General features: G+C 31.6%; 16 protein-coding genes and 1 riboswitch. Of the genes, 3 read left to right on the top strand and 13 right to left on the bottom strand.

Features of this window, described 5'->3' with window-relative positions; all coding sequences use genetic code 11:
• Positions 1–2: 2 nt before the first annotated feature.
• The 7 genes from metF to EK368_RS02665 form a co-directional block, all read right to left on the bottom strand.
• Positions 3–896: a methylenetetrahydrofolate reductase [NAD(P)H] gene (gene metF, locus EK368_RS02695; protein WP_129596196.1), complete on the bottom strand. Its 894-nt coding sequence runs from the start codon at positions 894–896 to the stop codon at positions 3–5.
• Positions 897–999: 103 nt separating this feature from the next.
• A riboswitch (SAM riboswitch) is annotated at positions 1,000–1,101 on the bottom strand.
• A 139-nt stretch (positions 1,102–1,240) separates the two neighbouring features.
• Positions 1,241–2,644 carry an RNA polymerase factor sigma-54 gene (rpoN, locus tag EK368_RS02690; RefSeq protein ID WP_129596195.1) on the bottom strand — a complete coding sequence of 468 codons (1,404 nt, stop codon included), beginning with the start codon at positions 2,642–2,644 and terminating at the stop codon, positions 1,241–1,243.
• A 165-nt stretch (positions 2,645–2,809) separates the two neighbouring features.
• Positions 2,810–3,772, bottom strand: a complete 963-nt coding sequence (locus EK368_RS02685; RefSeq protein WP_129596194.1) for an ABC transporter permease — start codon at positions 3,770–3,772, stop codon at positions 2,810–2,812.
• On the bottom strand, positions 3,772–4,842 hold the full coding sequence (locus EK368_RS02680) for an ABC transporter permease (protein ID WP_129596193.1): 1,071 nt from the start codon (positions 4,840–4,842) through the stop codon (positions 3,772–3,774). Before EK368_RS02680 ends, EK368_RS02685 begins: the two co-directional genes overlap by 1 nt.
• Positions 4,839–6,335 (bottom strand): ABC transporter ATP-binding protein, encoded by a 1,497-nt coding sequence (locus tag EK368_RS02675; RefSeq protein ID WP_129596229.1) that lies wholly within the window; start codon positions 6,333–6,335, stop codon positions 4,839–4,841. Before EK368_RS02675 ends, EK368_RS02680 begins: the two co-directional genes overlap by 4 nt.
• Positions 6,336–6,463: 128 nt before the next feature.
• Positions 6,464–7,504 (bottom strand): BMP family lipoprotein, encoded by a 1,041-nt coding sequence (locus tag EK368_RS02670; protein WP_129596192.1) that lies wholly within the window; start codon positions 7,502–7,504, stop codon positions 6,464–6,466.
• A gap of 211 nt (positions 7,505–7,715) precedes the next feature.
• Entirely contained in the window at positions 7,716–7,916 is a 201-nt protein-coding gene (locus tag EK368_RS02665; RefSeq protein WP_243109340.1) for a helix-turn-helix domain-containing protein, read from the bottom strand.
• A 184-nt stretch (positions 7,917–8,100) separates the two neighbouring features.
• Here EK368_RS02665 and EK368_RS02660 point away from each other — a divergent pair, with 184 nt between their 5' ends.
• The 3 genes from EK368_RS02660 to EK368_RS02650 all read left to right on the top strand — a co-directional run bounded on the left by EK368_RS02660 (position 8,101) and on the right by EK368_RS02650 (position 11,672).
• On the top strand, positions 8,101–8,292 hold the full coding sequence (locus EK368_RS02660) for a hypothetical protein (RefSeq protein WP_129596191.1): 192 nt from the start codon (positions 8,101–8,103) through the stop codon (positions 8,290–8,292).
• A 41-nt stretch (positions 8,293–8,333) separates the two neighbouring features.
• Positions 8,334–9,812 (top strand): SulP family inorganic anion transporter, encoded by a 1,479-nt coding sequence (locus EK368_RS02655; protein ID WP_129596190.1) that lies wholly within the window; start codon positions 8,334–8,336, stop codon positions 9,810–9,812.
• Positions 9,813–10,013: 201 nt separating this feature from the next.
• Positions 10,014–11,672, top strand: coding sequence for a ribonuclease J (locus EK368_RS02650; protein ID WP_129596189.1), 1,659 nt, complete (start codon positions 10,014–10,016; stop codon positions 11,670–11,672).
• A 40-nt stretch (positions 11,673–11,712) separates the two neighbouring features.
• Here EK368_RS02650 and grdD read toward each other — a convergent pair whose 3' ends face one another.
• From grdD to trxA, 6 genes are all read right to left on the bottom strand, one after another.
• Positions 11,713–12,888, bottom strand: a complete 1,176-nt coding sequence (gene grdD / locus EK368_RS02645) for a glycine/sarcosine/betaine reductase complex component C subunit alpha (RefSeq protein ID WP_129596188.1) — start codon at positions 12,886–12,888, stop codon at positions 11,713–11,715.
• Between the two features lie 12 nt (positions 12,889–12,900).
• Positions 12,901–14,439, bottom strand: coding sequence for a glycine/sarcosine/betaine reductase complex component C subunit beta (grdC, locus tag EK368_RS02640; RefSeq protein WP_129596187.1), 1,539 nt, complete (start codon positions 14,437–14,439; stop codon positions 12,901–12,903).
• 206 nt (positions 14,440–14,645) lie between these two features.
• Positions 14,646–15,956 carry a glycine reductase complex selenoprotein B gene (gene grdB / locus EK368_RS02635; RefSeq protein WP_129596186.1) on the bottom strand — a complete coding sequence of 437 codons (1,311 nt, stop codon included), beginning with the start codon at positions 15,954–15,956 and terminating at the stop codon, positions 14,646–14,648.
• A 37-nt stretch (positions 15,957–15,993) separates the two neighbouring features.
• A complete protein-coding gene (grdA, locus tag EK368_RS02630; RefSeq protein WP_129596185.1) occupies positions 15,994–16,464 on the bottom strand; it encodes a glycine/sarcosine/betaine reductase complex selenoprotein A in 471 nt (156 codons plus the stop codon).
• Positions 16,465–16,488: 24 nt separating this feature from the next.
• The gene (locus tag EK368_RS02625; RefSeq protein ID WP_129596184.1) at positions 16,489–17,775 is read right to left on the bottom strand and encodes a glycine/sarcosine/betaine reductase component B subunit; all 1,287 of its coding nucleotides are present in this window, start codon (positions 17,773–17,775) and stop codon (positions 16,489–16,491) included.
• A 66-nt stretch (positions 17,776–17,841) separates the two neighbouring features.
• Complete coding sequence (trxA, locus tag EK368_RS02620; RefSeq protein ID WP_129596183.1) at positions 17,842–18,162, bottom strand: thioredoxin TrxA; 321 nt, start codon at positions 18,160–18,162, stop codon at positions 17,842–17,844.
• Between the last annotated feature and the right edge of the window lies 1 nt (position 18,163).

The raw sequence follows: 18,163 nt of genomic DNA, 5'->3' as shown, positions 1-18,163 counted from the left end.
CCTTACACTGCATGCTTTTTATTGAGAGCGTATACAATAGAGCTAGTGTTTGATACAATTCTTTTTGCTACTTCCGGATTATTCATAGTATAAATATGTATGCCATCTACTCCTGAAGATAATAAATCTATAATTTGATCTGTAGCATAAGCAATTCCTGCATCCTTTAATGCTTCAGGATTGTTTTCATATTTGTCTATAATTTTTAAAAACTTTTTAGGAATATATGCACCACACAAAGATATAATACGACGAATCTGATTTTTATTAATCACCGGCATAATCCCAGCTTGTATAGGAATATTGATATTCCTTTTGATAGTTTTTTCTTTAAATTCGTAGAAAAAATGATTATCTAAAAACAATTGAGTAATAAGAAAATCCACTCCAGCATCTACTTTTTTACATAGATTGGACAAATCTTCTTCTTTTGTTGTATCCATATGTCCTTCTGGATAACAAGCTCCTCCTATACAAAATTTTTGATTAAGCTTTATATGTTTTACCAAATGAGAAGCATATTTAAAATCTAATTCTTCTGATAATTTAAATTCAGGATCTTGTGGCAAATCTCCTCTTAGAGCCAATACATTTTCAATATTATTTTCATTTAATTCTTTTAATATATGATCAATTTCTTTTTTATTATATGTAATCCCAGTAAGATGTGCCAAAGCTTCTATATCATATGTATTTTTGATCATAGATGCAATTTCAACAGTTTTTTTACTTGTACTTCCCCCTGCTCCATAGGTCACACTAATATAATCAGGTCGTAAAGGTGCCAAAGCATCAATCGTATTATAGATGGTTTGAATCGAAGCCGATGGTTTTGGTGGAAATATTTCAAACGAAATAACTGGTTTTTTCTTTGTAAAAATATCTTTTATGTACATAAAAACTCCTCCTCATAATAAAATAAATTTATAAACAAAAAAACCTCTTCTAAGATGAAGAGGTCTTTACCTAATATCGCTCTATGAGCATAATATACACCTTTTCTCATCTTTCAGAACAACGTTCTGCAGGATTTAGCACCTGGCATAATGCTGGTTGCTGAAGCTTCAATGGGCCCGTTCCCTCCACTTCTCTTGATAAGAGTATTCAATTGATATTTTATTTAAAATTTATTGAATATGATTATATATAAGTTTTGTAAATTTGTCAATATAATTTAGAAAGGAGATTTTAAATTAAATTTATTTCATGCGTTTGTCCTAGACGTGATCCTCACGTGATTTTAAAATCTTTTTCTTTTAGATGAAGATAATATCTTCATTTCATCTCTATATTTTGCAACCGTTCTTCTAGAAATCTGAATTCCCTTTACTTGCAATACATCAGATATAGCTTGATCACTTAAAGGCTTTTTAACATCTTCTTGTTCAATTAAGTCTTTAATCATAGTCTTAATGCTTTCCGATGCAATTCCTTCTCCCATATCATTAGAAACCCCACTGGTAAAAAAGAATTTTATTTCAAATACTCCCATAGGAGACTGCATATACTTTCCATTGACTGCTCTACTTACAGTAGATTCATGAATTCCTACTTCATCAGCTATTTGTTTTAAGGTAAGGGGTTTTAAATGCTTTCTTCCGTATTCAAAAAAGTCCATCTGATAATCTACAATCGCTTTTACTACATTATAAATCGTTTGTCTTCTTTGCTCTATACTTTTAATCAACCACATAGCTGAGTTTAATCTTCCTGTTAAAAATTTTGACGTATTGGAATCTTTACTTTCATATAAAAGTATTTTTCTATAATAAGAACTAATAGATAGTCTAGGAGCTGTTGTGTCATTAACCCAAATCAAATACTCTCCATCGATTTTTTCAACAGTCACATCAGGAGTAATATATTTTATTTCTTCTCCTGAAGCAAACGCTCTTCCAGGTTTTGGTTCCAATGTCTTTATAAAATCTGTTATTTCCTGTATTTTTTTTGTAGAAACATTTACTACCTTAGCAATGTTAGATAATCTATTTTGAGCTACATCATCTAAATGCTCTGAAATAACTTTTATAATACATGGATCTGTTATTCCTTTTTGCCTTACTTGAATCAATAAGCATTCTTTTAAATTGCGAGCAGCAATTCCAGTGGGCTCAAAGGTTTGGATCACCGTTAAAATATTTTCTATCATATTTTCATCTGTATGAAAACACTCTGCGATCTCAGAAATGCTTGTATTTAAATATCCATTTACATCTAAACTTTCAATAATATATCTTCCTATACTTTTATATTTTTCTTTTAATACAGCAAACTGTAATTGAAATAATAAATGCTCTGTTAAAGTAATATCTGCTGATACAAATTGTTCAAAGGATGTGTCTTCTTTTTCTTGATAAGAATTATATTGTCTATAGCTTATATCATCATATTCTCTAATATATTCTTTCCAATCTATATCCTCTTTTTCTACTTTTTCTATTTTTTCAACTGTCTCTTCTTTCTTTTTTATATCTACATCTTTAGGTAAACCTATCTCTAGAACAGGGTTGGTGAGTACTTGCTCATCAATAAATTCATTTAATTCTTGATGATTAAACTGTAAGATTTGAATAGCTTGCTTTAATTCAGGAGTCATCACCAACTTTTGTACCTGTTCAATATTTAATTGAAATCCTAGTCTCATCTTAAACCCTCACCCACTCCCTAGTTCAAATTTATATCGTTCCTTTGTAAATCATTTCACCGATTTATATCATTATAACATTAAATAGACTGTAAATAAAGTTTCAACAAATAATTGTATATTAACATTCTATCATAACAAAAAATAGGCTGTATTTTGCCTATTTTATCTCTTTCCCTTTTCATAAGGTATGCCATTTGCAGCAGGTCCGCTAGATTTTCCTACAAATCCCATCAATACAATCAATGTAATAATATATGGAATCATAGATAATAAATGAGTAGAAATCTTAAGTCCTACTGCTGGACTTCCTAAATAAATCTGCAAAGCTGTTGTAACTCCAAATAAAAGACATGCCCACATAGCACCCTGAGGCTTCCATTTTCCAAAGATCATAGCAGCTAATGCAATAAATCCCTGCCCTGATACGAGAGTAGGTCTAAAGTTAGCAATAATCGCCATACTCAAAGAAGCTCCTCCAAGTCCTGATAAAAATCCAGATATGAGCACTGCAATATATCTCATTTGATATACATTTATTCCCAAGGTATCAGCAGCTTTAGGATGTTCTCCTACTGCTCTTAGTCGAATTCCAAACTTAGTTTTATATAAGATATACCAAGATATACCTACCAGAGAAAATACAATATATACTGAAATGTATTGATTCAACATCATCCCTAATAATGGTTTTCCTTTTAATATGGTATCAAAGGGTCTTATTAATTTTGCTTCTAATGGAATAGTAGGAGTTGTACCTGAACCACCAAATATTCTTCCTCCTAAAAACATAGCCAGGCCTGGTCCTAAAAAATTTATAGCTATTCCTGATACTACTTGATCTGCACGAAAAGTAATACAAGCAATTGCATGTAATAGTGCTAAAAAACAACCTGCTAACCCTGCAATCAAAAACCCTGCCCAAGGTACCCATAATGCATTTCCATATAATTCTAATAGTATAAAGGTAGATGCAGCTCCACTAAATGCACCAATTGTCATCATACCTTCAATTCCAATATTTACAACTCCACTATTTTCTGAGAAAACTCCTCCTAAAGCACCATAAAGTAAAGGGGTAGCATACATAAAAGTCGTTCCAAATATAAAAGCTATATCTTTAAGCATCATCGATCCTCCTTTTGAGGTTTTTCATGATTGAAAAATATAGTAATCCACTGAAATATTCTATACGCAGCTACAAAGAAAACAATCGATCCAATTACAATATTAATCACTTCTGTAGGTATTCCTAAAAGCTGCATATTTGCTCCCCCATAAGTAATACCTCCAAATAAAAATGATGAAAGAACAACTCCAAAAGGAGAATTATTACCAATGAGAGAAACAGCTATTCCATTAAATCCATATCCTTCCATAGCTGCTAATGTGGATGCACGATAAGAAACTCCCATCACATGAACAGCTCCTGCAGCTCCTGCTAGGGCACCCGCTATGCTCATAGAAACAATAATATTTCTTTTTATATGAATTCCTCCATATTCTGCTGCATCCTTATTATAGCCTACAGCCCTCAATTCATATCCTAAAGTAGTTTTAAATAATATATAATAAATTAAAATGGAAGCTAACACTGCAATGACCATTCCAAAATTTACTTTTGTAGAGGCTCCTACAATCCCTTTAAACCAATCTATACTCATTCTTGCTGTTTCTTGAATGTCGTAAGAAGATTCACTTCCAGGCATTTTTACTTTTTCTAAAGATATTATATAATTTGAAGTATAAAGGGCAATCCAGTTTAGCATGATTGTTGCAATTACCTCATGTACCCCAAATTTTGCCTTCATATAACCTGCCATAGCTCCCCATAAAGAAGCAATAAATACAGATCCTAAAAATACAATAGGAACATGAAGAATCATGGGTAGCTGTATGAAATATCCTAATAAGGCTGCCGTTAGTGCTCCTATAATAAATTGTCCTTCTGCTCCAATGTTAAAAAGCCCTGTTCGAAAAGCAAAAGCTACGGACAATCCTGTTAGAATTAATGGAGTCGCTCGAATAATAGTTCTTGCTATATACTTAGGTTTTGAAAAAATTCCTTTGATCATAAGCCCATACGCTTCAATAGGATTGTATCCAGAAATAAAAATCACAACAGCTCCTACTAACAGTCCCATAACAATGGCTAAAATAGTAAATAAAAAAGTTTCGTTTATGATCTTTTGCTTCACTTATAGCCACCTCCTGCCATCATAAGTCCTAATTCATTCTCAGTAGTTTTTTTAGCATCTACAATTCCTACAATTTTCCCCTCATAAATTACTGCAATCCTATCTGAAACACTCATAATTTCATCTAATTCAAAAGAAACTAAAAGTACAGCTTTATTTTTATTTCTTTGATCCACTAAAGACTTATGCACAAATTCTATAGCTCCCACATCAAGTCCTCTTGTAGGTTGAACTGCAATCAAAAGTTCTGGGTCATTTGTTACTTCTCTTGCAATAATTACCTTTTGTTGATTTCCTCCAGATAAAGAACGTGCTAAATTATTCTCATCTTTTGGACGTATATCAAATTCTTCTATTAATTTTTTTGAAAAATTTATAATGTTTTCTTTCTGCAATTTAAATTTCTTTGAAAAGGGTTTTTTTCTAAAATTTTCTAATATCATATTTTCATAAACTGTAAAATCAAGAACTAACCCATGTTTTTGTCGATCTTCTGGAATATTTGAAATTCCAGATTCAAAAACTTCTCTTGGGGTTTTATTTGTAATATCATAATCCTTGATTAAAATTTGTCCTGACTTTGCTTTTCGAAGCCCTGTAATAGCCTCTATAAGTTCTGTCTGTCCATTTCCATCTACTCCAGCAATCCCTAGCACTTCTCCTGCTTGTACTGTTAAATTCAAATCCTTTACAGTAGAAATACCTCTATTGTCTTCTACCGTTAACTCTTTAATTTGTAGTATAACTTTTCCTGGTCTTTTTTCTTCTTTGTGTACTTTAAAATTTACTTCTCTTCCTACCATCATAGCTGCCAATTGATTTTCATCTATTTTAGATACTTCTACCATATCTATTTTCTTTCCTCTTCTGATAATGGTACAAAAATCAGCAGCTTCTTTTATTTCTTTTAATTTGTGAGTAATTAAAAGAATAGATTTTCCTTGTTTTGTTAAATTTCTCATAATTTGAATAAGTTCTTTAATTTCTTGAGGGGTAAGTACTGCTGTAGGTTCATCTAATATTAATATTTCTGCTCCCCTATATAAAGCTTTTAAAATTTCAACTCTTTGTTGCATACTTACGGAAATATCTTCTATCTTTGCCCTTGGATCTACATAAAGTCCATATTTTTTTGAAATCTCTTCTACATCCTCAATAGCCTTTTTCATATTTAATTGATAAAAAGAAGTAATAGGCTCTATTCCCAATATAATATTTTCTGCTACAGTAAAAGGTTTTATGAGCATAAAATGTTGATGTACCATTCCTATTCCATGGTGAATGGCCACATTAGGATTTTTAATATCTACTTTTTTTCCTTTAATATAGATTTCTCCATTTGTAGGTGTATATAAGCCATACAATATATTCATAAGTGTAGATTTTCCAGCTCCATTTTCTCCTAAAAGAGCATGTACTTCTCCTTTATAAACTTTTAAATCAATACAATCATTTGCAACAAAATCTCCAAATTTCTTTGTAATCTTTCTCATATCTATCACTAGCTCATTTAAATCTATATGGCTTTTTAAGTAATCCAAATCAAATCCTCCTTTTCTTCATTTATTAGATCTTTACATTCTAAGGAATAAGCCCAGAACTATAGTTCTGGGCTATGAAACTATTTCATTGCTTTATATTCCGCTTCATTTTGAGGAATTTTTATTTCTCCATCAATAATTTTTTTCTTTAATTTTTCTACTTCATCTAAAATTTCTTTTGGAACATGTTTATCAGATGTAGGGGCAATATCTACACCACCTTCTGATAATCCATACACAATTGTTTCTCCTCCGTTCCATTTTCCTTCTTTTAAATCTTTAGCCACATTAAACATAGCATTGTCTACTTTTTTTATAGCAGAAGTAATCACATGGTCCGGAGCTTCTTTACTTTGATCTCTATCTACTCCTATAGCATATTTATTTTTTTCCTGGGCTACGGCTATCATTCCATTTCCTGTATCTCCTGATGCATGGAAAATAATATCTGCTCCCTTTCCATACATAGATTCAGCAATACTTCTTCCTATTGCTGGTTTATCAAAAGCTCCAGCATATTGTGATAATAATTCACAATCAGAATTTGCATATTTTACTCCTGTCATATATCCATATTCAAATCGATCAATTACATCACCTTTTACGCCTCCAATAAAACCTACTTTATTTGTTTTAGTCATCTTTCCTGCAATATATCCAACTAAAAATGAAGATTCTTGATCTTTAAATATTACAGGTTGTAAATTTTTAGGAATCTCATCATATGTATTATCAATAATACCAAATTTTATATCAGGATAATTAAGAGCTGCTTCTTTAACTTGCTTACCCATAATATATCCAACGCCCCATACTAAATCGTTTTCTTGTTCTACTAATCTCTCTAGATTATCTTCATAATCTGCTTCTTGTTTAGATTCTTGATATCCTATTTCAATTCCTAGCTCATCTCTTGCCCTTTGTAATCCTTCCCAAGCAGATTGATTAAATGCTTTATCATAAACTCCGCCTACATCTGTTACCATTCCTATTTTTAAGACTTCTCTTTCTTGACTATCTTCTGATTCATTTTTTTGTTGTGGTTGTTGCCCTCCACACCCTGTAAATATACCCATCGTTAAAAGCAATACCAATAATAAGGTACCCCCTCTTTTAAACATATAAACCCCTCCCTATATTTTTCATTTCTTACAATATTAGTATTCTTCAAAATATTTAAAATTCCTTCTCTTTTCCTATCTTTTGTTATTATATACAAAAGAAACTTCGGCTATGCCGAAGTTTCAGACTGTTTAAATATCAAGTATCTTATATCTATAAATTTTCTCACTTCAAAATAAATAGGATTAATTTCTTAATCATATATCTTATCTATAATCTTTCTCCCTGCTTTTGTTTTTCAATAAACTCTACTAAATCACTTCTTTTTATTCTCCAATGACGTCCAATCTTAAAGCCTGGTATTTTTCCTTCTTGAACACACTTATAAGTTGTCACTTCACTAATTTTCAAATACTCAGCGACTTCACTTACAGTCATAATCTCATCTTCTTGATGTTGATCATTCTTCAATTTATATCTCCCTTTCTTCAAATTGGATTTTTAAACCACCTCTTCTTTTTACTATTTACTAAACCTATTATATATAACTTATTATAATGAGACAAGAAAATTTATAAGTCATATTGATACATTGTTCATTATTTGTTATAATTATAATTCATTATAAATAATTATAAATAGAAAGGATAGTGAAATGAAATATACTGGGGGAAAAAATCATTCTTGCTCTAATCCATATCATGTCTATCAATACACAGAATACGAATTTATAGATATATTAAAGCCCTTTACAAAAGTTACTATGTATCACCAAAGAGATATAGAATTAGAAATACCTAAAATAGATAAAAAATATTATCTAATGGTTGCTGTTTGTAAAAAATAATTGCTATTACATTTCAAATTTTATAGAAAGAAGGTCAAACATTGAATCTAATTAAATATAAAAAAGAATGGTTTCACAATATAAAGGGAGATTTACTATCATCAATCGTAGTAGCTATTGCTCTTATTCCAGAGGCTATTGGATTTTCTATCGTAGCAGGAGTAGATCCAATGGTTGGACTCTATGCATCTTTTTGTATAGCAACAATCATTGCTTTTACTGGTTCTACTCCTGGTATGATTTCTGCTGCTACTGGAGCTATGGCTCTTTTAGTAGTTTCATTAGTTAAAGATTATGGCGTAGAATATTTATTTTTAGCCACTTTATTCACTGGGATAATTCAAATCATTGCAGGTTTTTTTAAGTTTGGTAATCTCATGAAGTTTATTCCTCGTCCTGTTATGATAGGATTTGTAAACGCATTAGCAATTCTAATTTTTGATTCTCAAATATCACATTTTAAAGGTGCTTCTTTAAATATGTATCTTATGGTAGGGGCAGGTCTTTTGATTATTTATCTATTTCCTAAGTTTTCCAAAAAAATTCCTGCTCCACTAGTAGCTATTATTGCTATCACCATTTTTTCTATTTATACACATGCTTCTGTCAGAACAGTTGGAAGTATGGGAAGTCTTCCAACAACACTCCCTAAATTTTCTATCCCTAAAGTTCCTTTTAATCTAAAGACCTTAAAGGTTATACTTCCTTATTCTGTTTCTCTATGTATCGTTGGGTTATTGGAGTCATTATTAACTTCTTCTTTAGTAAATGATCTTACTGATACAACTACCAATAAAAATATTGAATGTATAGGTCAAGGACTATCTAATATTGTAACAGGATTTTTGGGAGGAATGGCTGGTTGTGCTATGTTAGGACAATCTTTAATCAATATAAACTCAGGAGGTAGAGGACGCTTATCATCATTATCAGCAGGTGTATTTTTAATGTTTCTGATCCTAGTATTAAAAAGTTTTGTACTTCAAATTCCAATAGCAGCATTAGTATCTGTTATGATTGTTGTTTCTATAGGAACTTTTGATTGGCATTCTTTAAAAAATTTATATAAAATGCCTAAAAGTGATGCTTTTGTAATGATTGTTACTGTTGTAACTGTAGTTTTTACTCATAACTTAGCAATAGGTGTTTTTATAGGAGTTATTCTTAGTGGACTTTTTTTTGCTTCTAAAATATCTAAACTACATATTATAAGTTTTTACTCAGAAAAAGAAGATAAAAAAGTTTATACAGTTACGGGTCAAATATTTTTTGCTTCTACTATAGACTTTATAGAAGCTTTTGATTTTAAAGAAAAGATAAGTGAAATAGATATAGATTTTACACATGCTCGTTTATGGGATGACTCAGCTGTAGGTGCTATAGATAAGATTTTGATGAAATTCAATCAAAATAATATAAAAGTAAATATTATTGGATTAAATAAAAACTGTTCTACTTTATTTGATAAACTTTCTACTTATACTACAAGAAATACTCTTACACAAACAAATAATAATTAGCTATTAAATATTTTATAAAATTTAAAAATAAAAATAATTTTTATAGTGATATAATGGGTAATACTATATATGAGATAATTTTAAAATATTTCCTAAAAATGTAGATCATGATGTTTCAAAATATAAAGTTCCCTTTATTCTTATTCAATAATAAATATTGAATTAATACTATATAAAAATATAATTAACATGGAGGTTCATATGTCTAAAAACAAAGAAAATTTAAAAGTAATACCTCTTGGCGGACTAGGTGAAGTAGGAAAGAATATTACTGTTTTTGAATATGATGAGGATATTATCATAGTAGATTGTGGTATAGCTTTTCCAGAAGATGAAATGTTGGGTATTGATTTGGTTCTTCCAGATATTACTTATTTGAAAAGTAAACAAAAAAAAATTAAAGGTATTGTTTTAACACATGGACACGAAGATCATATAGGATCTTTACCCTATGTATTAAAAGATATCAATGTACCTGTTTTTGGAACAAAACTTACTTTAGGCTTACTAAAAACCAAACTTGAAGAACATGGAATGCTCTCTGATACAACACTTAAAACTGTTCAATTTGGTGAAACGATTTCATTAGGAGTATTTCAAGTAGAGTTTATTCGTTCTTGTCATAGCATTGCCGATGCAGCAGCATTAGCTATCCACACACCTATCGGTGTAATAGTACATACCTCAGATTTTAAAATTGATTATACTCCTATAGAAGGAAAACCTATAGATCTAGCACGTTTTGCAGAGCTAGGAAAAAAAGGAGTATTGCTTCTTATGTCTGATAGTACTAATGCAGAACGAGAAGGTTATACTATGTCTGAAAAAACTGTAGGTGAGACTTTTGAAAAAATATTCATAAATATAGAAGGTCGAATTATCGTTGCTACTTTTGCATCCAATATTCATCGAATACAACAAATTGTCAATGCCGCCATAAACTTTAATAGAAAGATAGCTGTTTGTGGTAGAAGTATGGTAAATGTAGTGAATGTTGCACTTGAACTAGGTTATTTAAGTGCTTCTGAAGAACTATTTATTGATATTAAAGATATTAATAAATATCCACCAGAAAAATTAATGATTATCACTACAGGAAGCCAAGGAGAACCAATGTCTGCATTATCTAGAATGGCATCCTCTACCCATAGGCAATTAGAAATTATTCCTGGAGATTTGGTTGTCATCTCAGCAACACCTATACCAGGAAATGAAAAAATGATTTCAAAAACTATTAACAAATTATTTCAGCAAGGGGCCGACGTTATATATGAATCTCTTGCAGATATTCATGTTTCAGGACATGCTTGTCAAGAAGAATTAAAATTAATTCATAGTCTTGTGAAACCAAAGTTTTTTATGCCTGTTCATGGTGAATACAAGCACCTTAAACATCATGCACTTTTGGCTCTTCAATTAGGAATGTCCATAGAAGATATTTTTATTATGAATATTGGTAAAGTATTGGAATTAGATTCTTTCAATGCAAAAATTACTGGTAGTGTTCCTTCTGGGCAAGTTTTTGTAGATGGACTTGGAGTAGGAGATGTAGGAAACATTGTATTACGAGATCGAAAGCTTTTATCCCAAGATGGTATGGTAATTGTTATGATCACTATTGATAAAGAAACAGGCATGTCTATGAATACTCCTGACATTATATCTAGAGGATTTATTTATGTAAGAGAATCAGAGGATTTAATATCAGAGATGAGACATATCACTAAAAATACAACTGAAAAATTCCAAGGTTCAGACTGGAGTACGATTAAGAATAATGTTAAAAAATCATTAGGAGAATATCTTTATAGTCAAACCAAAAGAAGGCCTATGATCTTACCAATTATTATTGAAATATAAAAATGGCTAAGTAAAAATTACTTAGCCATTTTTATATTTTCTAACAAATATCACCCTTTTTTGCAACAAATCCCGCTTCTCCTAAAATTTTTGTAGCTATTATTAACTTTTGTTCATTGACTAGTACAATAGGTCCTGTACAACCCATGCCACTCTCTGCATAAATTCCTTTTTTCCATAAAACTTTTACTGCCTCCTCTAAATCCATAATATCTATTCCAGCTATAGAACCTGTAACTACCTCTTTTTGAGGTACTTTTATATCTTTTTCATCTTCTTTTTTATTTTCTTTGCTAAAAGATTTTAAAATATCATCTAACCTTGCTTTACTCGCTTTTTCAAATTCTTCTTTTGCTATATCTACTAGATTTCCACGAGCAAGCTTAGATGCATATTTTATAGCATTACAAACTACAGGAGAACCTGATGCCCTTGATAAAATCAATATGACTCTTTCATAATCTTTTCCTATTCCAGGACCATAACCATATCCTAAGGCTTCATAACTTCCTCCTGTTGTATAGGATGAAAATACTTTCATCATAATATTTCCTGTCAATGTATCTGTGACCATAACATCTGCACTACCACCTAAAAGGTCATTTCCTCTCATGATGGCTCCACCATCTGAGCGCATAGACTCTGCAAAATGAATTTCATAACCATTATAATTTAATTCTTTTAATACTCTTTCTACTTGTCTTGCCCCATCAAGATTTAAAATTCCTACAGTAGGTTTTAAAATTCCCATAGTTTTTGCAGTAACAATCCCATATAGAGCATTTTTTACCATTGCTTCTATTCTATTAGTAGCTGAAGTTCCAGTAGTAGTTGCTAGATACATTTCTTTTCCAAATCCAGGAGTAATAACCTTTCCAACCGTAGAAACTCCTATAGGAAAATTATAGTGCATAGTTACACAACCTTGAATATATTTACTATCTAAAAGTTCCTCCATTTTTTTGTGAGCTTCTTCCTCTGTATTTGCTTCTATTAGTTCTAATGAAGTTTCTAACTTTGGTCCTATAAGTACAACTTCTACATTTTCTTCTTTTTTAGCTAACTCTGCACCTTTTATCATATTTTTTACTCCATGCTCACTTCCTAAAGTAGTTACTCCTATCTTTACTTTTTTTTCAAAACTTCCTGTTTCTAAAGAATCTGCTATCTCTAAAAATGCTTTTCCGATCATTTGCTTTATTATTTTTTCACTCATAATCATCACCCCCTATTCTTTAAGTAGATGTGATGCAAAATCCTTCATAGCCTCTGCTATGAAGCTTTTTATTTTTTCTTCTGATACTTGTTGACTATCATTTTCCACTTTTCCATTATTTCTTTCTATGACAATAGATACCCCATCAAATAAATTGGTCATACGTCCTAAAAACAAGCTACCTTTTCCTACAATCATAACTTTATTCAATTCCCCATTGGTCAGATCTTCTTTAGCAAATCCAATATAAGGAACACCAGAAGGAATATGTCCTTGAGTAGGAGCCCATCCAACCATACCATGTTTTTTTACAAAGCTCAAAAGATCTTTTCTATCTAATTCTTTTCTTTTTACTCCTAATGCACCTATCATCTTGTAATTTGCTTCTGGTACATCTCCTGCTCCTGCTGGTTTTGTAATGTCAGGATTTTGCATCTCTACAGAGTATTTATCGATATCTGTTATTTTTAAGTTTCCCTTATCCAGTGGAGCAGTAACTAAAGATGTAATAACAGCTTGTGGAGATGAACCCGTTCCTACCGTATGTCTTCCCACTAAATCTGTACGAAGTATAGGATGAATTCCATCATTTTTACTTACTAAAATTGCAAATGCTCCAACCACATCTTCTAGTATAGGTAGTCCTTTCTTAACATGATCTTTTCCATTCATACCAAGCTTTGCAGTAGCTCCCCCTGCTACAATAACTACATTTTCATAAGTTCCTGCTTTTACTAATGAAGCTGCTAAAATCAAAGCATGAGTAGGCGCTGCACAAAATCCTCTTGTGTCTGATCCTGTTGCATTACTAGCCCCTGAACACTCTGCAATAGCTTTTGCAAAATTTCCTCCTCCTCTTTGATTCATATCTCCACAAGCTTCTTCTGAACATTCAATAACATAATCTATATCTTCAATAGGAATATTATTTTTATCAATCAAATGTTTAAAAGCTAGTACTCCAGATGCTTTTACAACTAAATTTTCAAATAAAATATGACTCGTTAAGTTATGATCTAGGTCATGAGCTCTTTTTACACACCCTACTAATTTCCCTTCATTGTAAATTGCCTCTGCATGTTGTGATTGAATAAATTTTTCTATTTCTTCTATGGTTTCTCCTTCTTTTAATTTTTCTGCATCTTCTTTGAATAAAGGATGGTCTAAAAGCTTTTTCTTTACGTCTTGCATAAAATTATTTTCAAGCTTTACCAAATCAAAAACATCTACTAATTTCATCAAAGTAATAAATTCATCTTGGGGCATTATTTCTCCAAGCTTTCCAAATCTTTCTTTTATATCGGCTTCCTTATCATACCATGGCATTTCATAAGTAGATAAATCATTAGGTGTCATATTTCCTATGTAAACTTGATTTGGAGGATATTTCAGTGCTTCTTCATAAGTTCTGATATGCTTTTTTAATTCTTTTAAATATTCAGAATCAGGATTTGTACTTCTTTCTGTTGTTTGAGTTGTTCCATTATGAATAATCATATCTGGTGTATGGATTAGTGCATATCCAGCACCTTTTATTACTGCATAACTCATTTTTTCTCCACCTCCATATAGTTTGAAAATTTCATATGCCGCAAGGCTTTCTCAGCTCGCAGCCACAGACTACATGTATAAATATTGAAATTTCTGATAATTGCTTTTGTAAAAATATATTATTTAAAATAAAATGGGTGATCAAAAACCACCCATTTATTTTTAGTCAAGTAGCTGCCAGCTGTAAAACACAGCTGGCCTTATGATTAATCTTCAAAAACAGTTTGATCCACAACTTCAGTCTCTAATGCTTTTAATGCTTTTTCAATCAATTTACGTCTTAATTTTTTCTCATCTATAGGATCTAAGGATGGATTGCCTAGTGGATGAGGTATAGCAATAGTAGGTACAATCCTATTTGCCCCAACTGTCAACGATATTGGAACAACTGTACACATGTGTACTACTGGAATGCCTGTTCTTTCTATTTCTTTTACCATTGTTGCACCGCAACGTGTACAGGTACCTCAGGTAGATGTGAGAATAACAGCTTTTACTCCATCTGCTATTAATTCTTTTGCATATTGTGCTGCAAACTTTTTAGCATTAGCAACAGAGGTACCATTTCCTACAGTAGTATAAAAATATTTGTGTAGTTTACCAATTTTCCCTTCTTTTTCAAAATCTCTTAAAACATCTACAGGGAGTACTCTATCTGCATTGGCATTGGCATAAACAGGATCATATCCTCCATGAGCTGTTTCATGTGTTTCATGTGTTAAATCATCAAATTCTTCAATAGAATATTTTCCATATTTTGATGCACTTGAAGATTCAATATGATCTGGATTTCCTTTTGGAACAATTCCACCAGAAGTAACTAGTGCAATTTTTATTTTAGAAACATCTTCAACTGCTTTACCTGGTGTAACATGATCAAAGTTTGGCATTGGGTATTCTGTGACAAATTCTTCTCCTTTAAGTTTTTGAATCAGCATATCTACTGCACGTTTTGATCCTCTTTCTTCTCTAAAAATATTTTTTCTTACTCCACGAGAAATATACCCTTCTTCACTTGGTGAACCTATTTCTTCTTTCTTTCCTAATTTTAAAGCTAATTTTGATAAAACAGGAATTGCTTTTCTCATAGTAGCAGCTGAATTTCCTGTTTGTACAATATATACATCTTTTTTAAATAAATCTACTCCAGGATTTTCTGGATACATGGCCGTTACAACTGGAATACCTAATTCATCTTGCACAGCTTTACTAATTGTTCCACAAGCTACACCATATCTTCCTGCATTAAAAGCAGGTCCTGCAATAAATAAATCTGGATCATATTTTTTTACCATATCTAAAACAACAGCCTTAGCTTCTTCTAAGTTTTCATTAAAATAAGAATCTCCACAAATTACTGTAGCTACAACTTCTGCTTCTTCTTTAAATGCAGCCTTTAAAGCCATCCCTGGTCCTACTATACCTTCTCTTAATTCAGGTTTTGTATCTGCTTTTTCTTCTCCACCAATTCCTGCAAAGAATTGATTAATATAATGAACAACTCTAATTTTGCTCATTCATGTTTCCCCCCTTTCGGCTTTTGAACGGGAATTATTAATATTTACAAAACTGTTCTCTAATAGATGACATCTCAGAAATGATTTCATCTACATCTAAAACCATCTCCATCATTCCTATTTGTTCTTCATATACATCTTCATCTACAGCTTCTTTAAACTCTGGCTCTACTGCATGATATACTCTGAGTCCTAACTGGACTCCTGCTAATGAACCTGCAAAAGTAGGGTCTCCATTTGTAACAGTTTCAGCAGCTAATCCTGCTGATTCTGCTTCTGCTGCACCTACAAGTACGATAATATTTTCAGCACCATACTTTTCAGTCATATTTTTTACCCTATTTTGATTTTCTAGGTCCATTGCGCCTGCAGCCGTTCAGACAAAGCATTCAGTAGAAGAAAATACCACTTCTGCTTCTGTTGCCTTTAGGCATTCTTCAATAGCAGGTCCTGGTATACCATCTCTGTCACCGATGATGATGACTTTCTTGCCATCAAACATACCCATATTTACCATCCTCTCTTTTTTTTATTAAAATTCTATAGTGGATAATTTATTAAACCCTAATTCATTAGTAGCTCCTGTAATCACTTGAAGCTCAACTTCAATACTTCCATCTTCTCTTAGGCTTCCATCAAAGCCTCCAGCAATTTTATCTACATAATCTAACATTCCAATCACTTTTTTCATTGGTGGAAGTACAATAATTTCATTGGCATTTCCACCTGTTACAACTGCATTAGCCAAAGGATCTGCATCTGCTAAAGATTGAGATGCTCCATCTCTTCCTGCATATTCATCTGTAACAATAACAGTTTTTACTCCTTGTGATTCAATTTTTTTACAGTTCATAATTAAATCTGTATCTGGATTTCCAAAACCTTCTTGAGATACAATCACTCCATCTAATCCAAGATATTTACAAAGTTTTGCAGTCCAATTTGAAGATCTTTCTTTATCTGCAAGATATACGTTTTCATTTGTAATAATTATACCTACAAAATTGATATCTTTTCCATGCTTTTTATATAAATCATGGATAATAGGATTATTTTGATGATGATAAGTGGTATTTTTATCACAAGCTGATACACAATTTCCACTAAGAATTGCCCCATCCATTACTTCTGTTGGATAAAGAATTGTGGGAACAATTTTTTTAGCATCTACTCCATATACATACGTATCATGCAAAAGTCCTTGTGTCTGAAGCATATAAACATATCCAACCTTAGGTAGATCAGGATATTCATCAATACTTTCTAACAATGGTTTTGTTTCATAAATTTCTACTTCATTAGGCTCTACTTCTTTTCCTGCTTTCCCTATTAAGGTAGCAACTTTTAGACCTGCCATTCTTACAGCAGCTTCATATTCATGTTGTTTAAGTTCATCAATGGGATCAATGACTAAACAAATATTGTTTAGTTTAGAAAATGGAGTGTAGTCTGCACCAGGACCACTCATATCAATAATACCTTCCTGGAAACCTACAATTTTACCGCAGGTAACTACTGAAACTCCTTTTAATACATGTGTGCGACCACAACCTACTGTAGTAACTTTGTTTACAATCCCAGGAAATATCCCCCCTTCTCCAGAAACCTTTACTCTAGGTTCTATGACATCTTTTACAGGAGTAATTCTAGTTTCATCCCCTGGTTTTGCAATCTCTACCTCTACATGTTTGATGTGATCGTCTTGCATTATAAGACTTATGATCTCATCTTTGTTTACATACAAGGTTTCATTTTCCAATTTGGTAATACTTCCAAACTGGACATCTGAAATATTAATTTTTCCTAACTCTAGGCGCACATCATTCACCTCCCTTTATATTTTAACCTGCAACAGGGGAAATGTTTCCCCTGTACAGATTATTTTCTAATCCACATGTTTTTGAAGCATAGAAAGAATATTTGACTTTGTTGCATCTTCTTTTGTTACTTCATCTACCTTTTGACCATCTTTATATAAAGCAATTGTAGGAAGTCCTAATACTCTTTGAGATATAGCCAATCTCCTAGCCTTTGTAGTATTTAATTTTGTGAATTTTACCTTTTCTTCGTATTCCTTAGCAATTTCTTCTACATCAGGCATTAATGCTTTGCAAGGTTCACATCCATCACTCCAATAATCTACTAAAACATAGCCATTTGCTTCTAGTACCTCTCCTTGAAAAGTTTCTTTGTTCACAGATAACATA

The sequence above is a fragment of the Anaerophilus nitritigenes genome (genome assembly GCF_004138215.1).
Taxonomy (GTDB): Bacteria; Bacillota; Clostridia; order Peptostreptococcales; family Thermotaleaceae; genus Anaerophilus; species Anaerophilus nitritogenes.
This window is presented reverse-complemented; position numbering and strand designations above follow the sequence as displayed.